6 protein-coding genes are annotated in these 6318 nt (G+C 62.3%); all 6 read left to right on the plus strand.

Annotated elements, in window-relative coordinates; genetic code table 11:
• A partial coding sequence (locus tag ABWP09_RS08575; RefSeq protein WP_353204726.1) for an acyl-CoA dehydrogenase family protein occupies positions 1–868 on the plus strand: 868 nt, incomplete at its 5' end.
• A 34-nt stretch (positions 869–902) separates the two neighbouring features.
• On the plus strand, positions 903–1892 hold the full coding sequence (locus ABWP09_RS08580; RefSeq protein ID WP_353204727.1) for a thiamine pyrophosphate-dependent dehydrogenase E1 component subunit alpha: 990 nt from the start codon (positions 903–905) through the stop codon (positions 1890–1892).
• A gap of 17 nt (positions 1893–1909) precedes the next feature.
• Positions 1910–2923 carry an alpha-ketoacid dehydrogenase subunit beta gene (locus tag ABWP09_RS08585; RefSeq protein ID WP_353204728.1) on the plus strand — a complete coding sequence of 338 codons (1014 nt, stop codon included), beginning with the start codon at positions 1910–1912 and terminating at the stop codon, positions 2921–2923.
• Positions 2924–2936: 13 nt separating this feature from the next.
• A complete protein-coding gene (locus ABWP09_RS08590) occupies positions 2937–4373 on the plus strand; it encodes a dihydrolipoamide acetyltransferase family protein (RefSeq protein WP_353204729.1) in 1437 nt (478 codons plus the stop codon).
• On the plus strand, positions 4370–4903 hold the full coding sequence (locus ABWP09_RS08595) for a VOC family protein (protein WP_353204730.1): 534 nt from the start codon (positions 4370–4372) through the stop codon (positions 4901–4903). Before ABWP09_RS08590 ends, ABWP09_RS08595 begins: the two co-directional genes overlap by 4 nt.
• Before the next feature lie 50 nt (positions 4904–4953).
• Complete coding sequence (locus tag ABWP09_RS08600; RefSeq protein WP_353204731.1) at positions 4954–6123, plus strand: acyl-CoA dehydrogenase family protein; 1170 nt, start codon at positions 4954–4956, stop codon at positions 6121–6123.
• Positions 6124–6318 lie beyond the last annotated feature (195 nt).

Raw genomic sequence — 6318 nt, forward strand, 5'->3', positions numbered from 1 at the left:
TTATCTGCCGCGTATCCTCTCGGGCGAGGATTATTGGTGCCAGGGTTTTTCGGAACCCGGCGCGGGATCGGATTTGGCGAGCCTAAAGACCCGCGCGGTGCGCAGCGGTGACCATTACACGGTCAACGGTTCAAAAATCTGGACCACGCACGCGCACCATGCCAACCGCATGTTTACGCTGGTGCGCACCAATGACGACGTAAAGAAGCAGGCGGGCATCTCTTTCCTACTGATCGACCTCGACAGCCCCGGCGTCTCGGTACGACCGATCCTGACCAATGCCGGCGACCATGAAGTGAATCAGGTCTTCCTGCAGGACGCGATCGTGCCTGCCGGGAACCTCGTCGGCGGCGAGGGGCAAGGCTGGACCATCGCCAAGTTCCTGTTGGAGAACGAGCGCGGCGGATCGTGCCACGCGCCCAAGCTTCGCTACGACGTCAACTTGGTGGAAGCGGCAGCGTACGATCAGAGCGATGGCAAGGGCGGCGTGCTCGCCCACCATCGGGACTGGAAGCGGCGTGTCGCGCGTGCACGGCTCGGCGTCGATGCGCTCGACATGATCGAATTGCGGATTATCGCCGAAATCGCCGAGGGCAAGGCCCCCGGGCCACAAACGTCATTAACCAAATTGCTCGGGTCCAACCTGCGCCAGGAAATCGATCTGCTGGCGGTGGACCTGTATGGGGTCGCGGGCTTGCAGCTTGAAAGAACCCGGCCCCTATACGGTAACGACGCGCCAGCGCCCGTCTCTACGCCCGCCGCGATGGTCGCATCTCCGCGCTATCTGAATAGTCGGGCGTGGACGATATTCGGTGGTACGAACGAAGTGCAAAACACCATAATTGCAAAATCCGTGCTCGGTCTGTGACCGAGTGAAGGATCTTAAGGAAGGGGATGTCCCGATGCAGATGAACCGCGAGGCGCTGACGCGTGCCTATCGGCAGATAAAGCTGATCCGCGAATTCGAGGAACGGCTTCACGAGGAAATCCAGACCGGCGAGATCGCGGGCTTCACTCATCTCTATTGCGGTCAGGAAGCCGTCGCGGTCGGCGTATGCGAACATCTGACACCGCGCGACAAGATCGTATCCACACACCGCGGCCACGGGCACTGCCTTGCCAAGGGTTGCGACGTAACCGGCATGATGAAGGAGATCTGGGGCAGCCAGGAAGGCCTTTGCAACGGCAAGGGCGGATCGATGCACATCGCCGATATCGAAAAGGGCATGCTCGGCGCGAACGGGATCGTCGGTGCGGGTTCGCCGATCGGGGTAGGCGCGGGGCTGGCGCTGAAAATCGATGGGCCTGACAGCGAGGGCAAGCTTGGCGTTTCTATCACCTTTTCGGGTGACGGCGCTTGCAACCAGGGCACGACCTTCGAGGCGATGAACCTTGCGGTGGTAACGAAAGCGCCGGTCGTCTTCGTGTTCGAGAACAACCATTATTCGGAGCACACCGGCAATTCCTATGCGGTGGGCACGTCGAACGACATCGCCAGCCGTGCCGAAGCATTCGGCATGAAAGTATGGCGCGCGGACGGAACGGATTTTTTCGCCGTGCATGATTGCATGCGCGATGTGCTGGAATATGTCCGCGCGCCGGGCAACGGGCCTGCGGCAGTGGAGTTCGATACCGAGCGCTTTTTCGGTCATTTCGAAGGCGATCCGCAACGCTATCGTGGTCCCGGCGAGATCGACCGGCTGCGCGCGACGCGCGACTGCATTCGCAAGTTTCGTGAAAACGTGACGACGGCAGGATTGCTGTCCGATGCCGATCTTGACGTAATCGATACCGAGACGCTCGACCTAATCGAGAGCGCCGTGCAGGCCTCGCGTGCGGCACCCCGCCCGACGCCTGCGAACGTGCTTGAAAACGTCTACATCAATTACTGACTGGCGGGAGCAAACACATGGCTAAATTGATGTATCGCGACGCCATTCGCAACACGATCTTCCAAGAGATGCAGCGCGACGCTCGTGTCTGCGTGCTGGGCGAGGATGTCGTCGGCGGCATGGGGACGGCGGGCGGGCCGGAAGCGATCGGCGGCATCTGGTCGACGTCGGTCGGGCTATACGACGCATTCGGGCCGGACCGGGTGATCGACACGCCGATCAGCGAAAGCGCGATCGTCGGCGCCGCTGCCGGCCTGGCGCTGGCGGGCAAGCGTCCGGTCGCGGAAATCATGTTCGCGGATTTCATCGGCGTCTGCATGGACCAATTGTGGAACCAGATCGCCAAGTTCCGCTACATGTTCGGCGGCAAATCTATCTGCCCTGCTGTCATCCGCATGCCGTGCGGCGCGGGCTATAATGCTGCGGCGCAGCACAGTCAGGTCATCCACCAGTTCGTCACCAACATGCCGGGCCTGAAAGTAGTGATGCCTTCCACGCCGGAAGACGCCTGCGGCCTACTGCGCCAGGCGATCCGTGATGACGATCCGGTGATCTTCCTCGAACACAAATTCCTGTACGCGATGAGCGGGGAAGTGAACGATGATCCCGATTTCTGCATTCCCTTCGGCCATGCCCGCCTCGTGCGCGCCGGGCTGGACGCCACGATCGTCGCCGCCGGCATGATGGTCGGCTATGCCGAGGCAGCTGCCGACGAACTGGCCAAAGAGGGCATCGGCTGCGACGTGATCGACCTGCGCACCACCTCGCCGCTCGATGAAGAAGCGATCCTCGATTCGGTCGAGGTTACCGGGCGCCTCGTCGTTGTCGATGAAGCGCCGCCGCGTTGTTCGCTCGCGACCGATATAGCCGCGCTCGTTTCCAGCAAAGCATTCGCAAGCCTGAAGGCGCCGATCGAGATGGTGACGCCGCCGCATACGCCAGTACCGTTCGCGCGCGAGTTGGAAAGCGCGTATCTCCCGAACGCCGCCAAGGTTGCCGCAGCAGTGCGCCAGACCCTGTCTTACCGTTGAAGGAGGCAAGGACATGAGCCGCATCCGCGCCTTTACGATGCCAAAATGGGGCATCGAAATGACCGAGGGGACGATCGCCCAATGGATGGTCAGCGAAGGTGATACGTTCAAGCGCGGTGACATGCTGTGTTTGATCGAAACCGCCAAGATCACCAACGAAGTCGAGGCCGAATATGAGGCGACGGTGCGCCGCATCCTCGTTTCCGGCGGCGGCGAGGCCGAGGCGGTCGGCGCGCTGCTGGCTGTGTTCGACGAAGGTGTGCATTCGGATGCCGAAATTGATGCGTTTCTTGCCGACTTCCGACCTGCCGAGGGTCGGCTGGAGCTGGGCGCCGCCGGAGCCGACGCGGCACCGGAAGCACCCGCAGCGCCGGAGCCTGCGCCGAGTGCAGTACCGGCACGCGTAAAGATCGAGACGAACCGCCCGATCAGCCCCGAGGCGCTGCGCCTTGCCGAGGAAGAAGGCGTGGATCTCGCCGGGATTGAAGGCTCCGGACGGAGCGGGCGCATCACGCATCAGGATGTCGTGCGCGCGCTGCGTGGCCCGGCGACGCAGGCACCAAAAGGCGTAGCGGTATTGGTGGCAGAGGATGTTGCCGTCTTTGCGTCCCCGCTTGCACGCCGTATCGCGGCATTGCACGGCCTGTCGCTGACGAGTGTGACGGGCACCGGGCGGCGTGGACGCATCTCCAAGGCTGATGTGCTCGCGCTGCTTCCTGCTCCTGCTGCCGCGGGAGGCACGATCCCCGCTTTCGTGCCGGGCGAGAACAGGCCGGAAATCGTGCCGTTCGACCGGATCCGCAAGGTCGTCGCGCAGCGGCTGACGCAGGCCAAGCAGGAAATCCCGCATTTCTATCTGCGCGTGTCCGCCGCCGCCGATGCGATGCTGGAAATGCGCAAGACCGCAAACCTGGTGCTGCAGTGCAAGGCAAGCGTGAACGACTGGATCGTTAAGGCGAGCGCCACCGCACTCGCGCGCCACCCGGACGTGAACGTGCAGGTGCGCGACGGCGCGATCCACCGTTTCCCGCACGCCGACGTCGCTATTGCGGTCGCCAGCCCCAAAGGGCTTGTAACCCCGGTCGTGCGGCAGGCGAACCTGATGCGGATCGATCAGCTCGCAGCGGAAACGCGTCGTCTGATCGGCAAGGCCCAGGGCAAGGGCCTGTCGATGGAGGATATGGAAGGCGGCACCTTTTCCGTCTCCAACCTTGGCATGTTCGGGATTGACGGGTTCGATGCGATCATCAACCCGCCACAGGGTGCGATCCTCGCCGTCGGCGCGGCACAGCGTCAGCCGGTCGAGACCGCCAGCGGTGTAATCGCGTTCGAGACGCGGATCGCGCTGACGCTTTCGGTCGATCACCGCGCGATCGACGGCGCTGCCGGTGCGCAGTTCCTGCAGACGCTCAAGGCGCTGATCGAAAAACCGGAAGGATTGTTTGCATGAAGCCCGGCCCGCTCAAAGCCCTTGGCGATGTCATCCAGTTCGCCTATTTTCCTACCGATTTCGACGCGACGATGCGCTACTGGATCGAGACGATCGGGGTGGGTCCATTCTTCGTGCTGAACGACGTGCGGCTCGACGACATGAAATATAAGGGCCAGCCGACCGATGCAGTGTTCACGATGGCACTCGGCTATTGGGGCGACATCCAGATCGAACTCATCAAGACCGACAGCGACGCGCCCTCGCTCTACGCGGGCGACTATGCGGTGCGGGACCGGCTGCACCACATCTGCATTTTCGTAGAGGATATGAAAGCTACCCGCACCGCATGCGCGCAAGCCGGGGCCGAAGTAATTGTAGAGGGCAAGGTCGGCGCCGATGGTGAGGTGATCTATGTCGATCCCGGTCAAGGGCCGGGCCACATAATCGAGTTTCTTCAGCCGGTCTCGGGCAGCCAAGCGTTGTTCCAGATGATGAAGGAAGCCGCCCGCAACTGGGACGGCACCGATCCTATCCGGGTGCTGCAATAATGACCGTTCTCCAGACCAACCCGTCCGCGATCTCCCCTTACGCCCGCGACATGGCGGACAAGGTCGAGGCGTTCGTCCGCGACGTGGTGGTTCCCTACGAGCAGGACACGCGCCGCGACCATCACAATGCGCCCACTGACGAACTGCTGATGGACATGCGCGTCCACGCGCGCGCGGCGGGCGTGCTGACGCCGCATATCCGCCCCGACGGCACGCACCTATCGCAGCGCGAGACGGCGGTGATCCTAATCCGCTCGGGCCTTTCCCCGCTCGGGCCGCTGGCGTGCAACACGTGTGCGCCGGACGAGGGCAATATGTATCTGATCGGGCACGTCGGCTCGCCTGATCTGAAGGAGCGGTTCCTCAAGCCGCTGGTCGAGGGAACCGCCCGCTCTGCTTTTTTTATGACCGAGCCCGCCGAGTGGCAGGGGGCGGGTTCGGACCCGTCCATGATGAAGACGACGTGCCGCAAGGACGGCAATCACTGGGTAGTGAACGGGCGCAAGACGTTCATCACCGGTGCGCTGGGTGCGAAAGTTGGCATCGTCATGGCCGCGTCCGCGGAAGAGGATACGAAGGGCGGCGCGTGCATGTTTCTCGTCGATTTGCCCGATGAAGCCATTCGCATCGACGAGATTCCAAACACCATCGACAGCTCCATGCCGGGGGGCCATGCGACGCTGACAATCGACAATCTCCGCATTCCGGCGGACCAGATGCTTGGCAATCCCGGCGAAGGCTTCAAATATGCGCAGATACGCCTGTCGCCCGCGCGCCTGTCGCACTGTATGCGCTGGCTCGGCTGCTGCATCCGCGCGCAGGAAATCGCCGCTGATTACGCCTGTCGCCGCACTGCCTTCGGCAAGACCCTGATAGACCACGAAGGCGTCGGCTTCATGCTCGCGGAAAACTGCATCCTCATCCAGCAGTGCGAATTGATGATCGACTGGTGCGGCACGGTGTTGGACAGCGGATCGCTCGGGACCGTGGAAAGCTCGATGGCCAAGGTGTCCGTGAGCGAAGCTTTGATGAAGATCGCCGACAATTGCGTGCAGGTGATGGGCGGCACGGGCGTTACCGGGCGCACGATCGTCGAGCAGGTCTTCCGTGAGATCCGCGCATTCCGCATTTATGATGGCCCCACCGAAGTCCACAAATGGAGCCTCGCGAAAAAGATCAAGCGCGACTGGAAGCAGGCGAATTCTCAACTAACCGCTTGAGAGCGAAACTTAAGGCGATTGCGTCGTTCACAAACCCGGCGATATTAATCTGGACCGAACACTAGCAGCTTGACGGCCGCCAGCGCGAGCGCGACCCCAAATGCCCATTTCGCCAGATGTAATGTCCGCGCTGTAGTCTGATCCCGCAGGTTCGCTCCGGCTTCTCCACCGGTTTATACCTCAACCCGGCGAGCG

The organism is Sphingomonas sp. (assembly GCF_040398505.1).
GTDB lineage: Bacteria > Pseudomonadota > Alphaproteobacteria > Sphingomonadales > Sphingomonadaceae > Sphingomonas.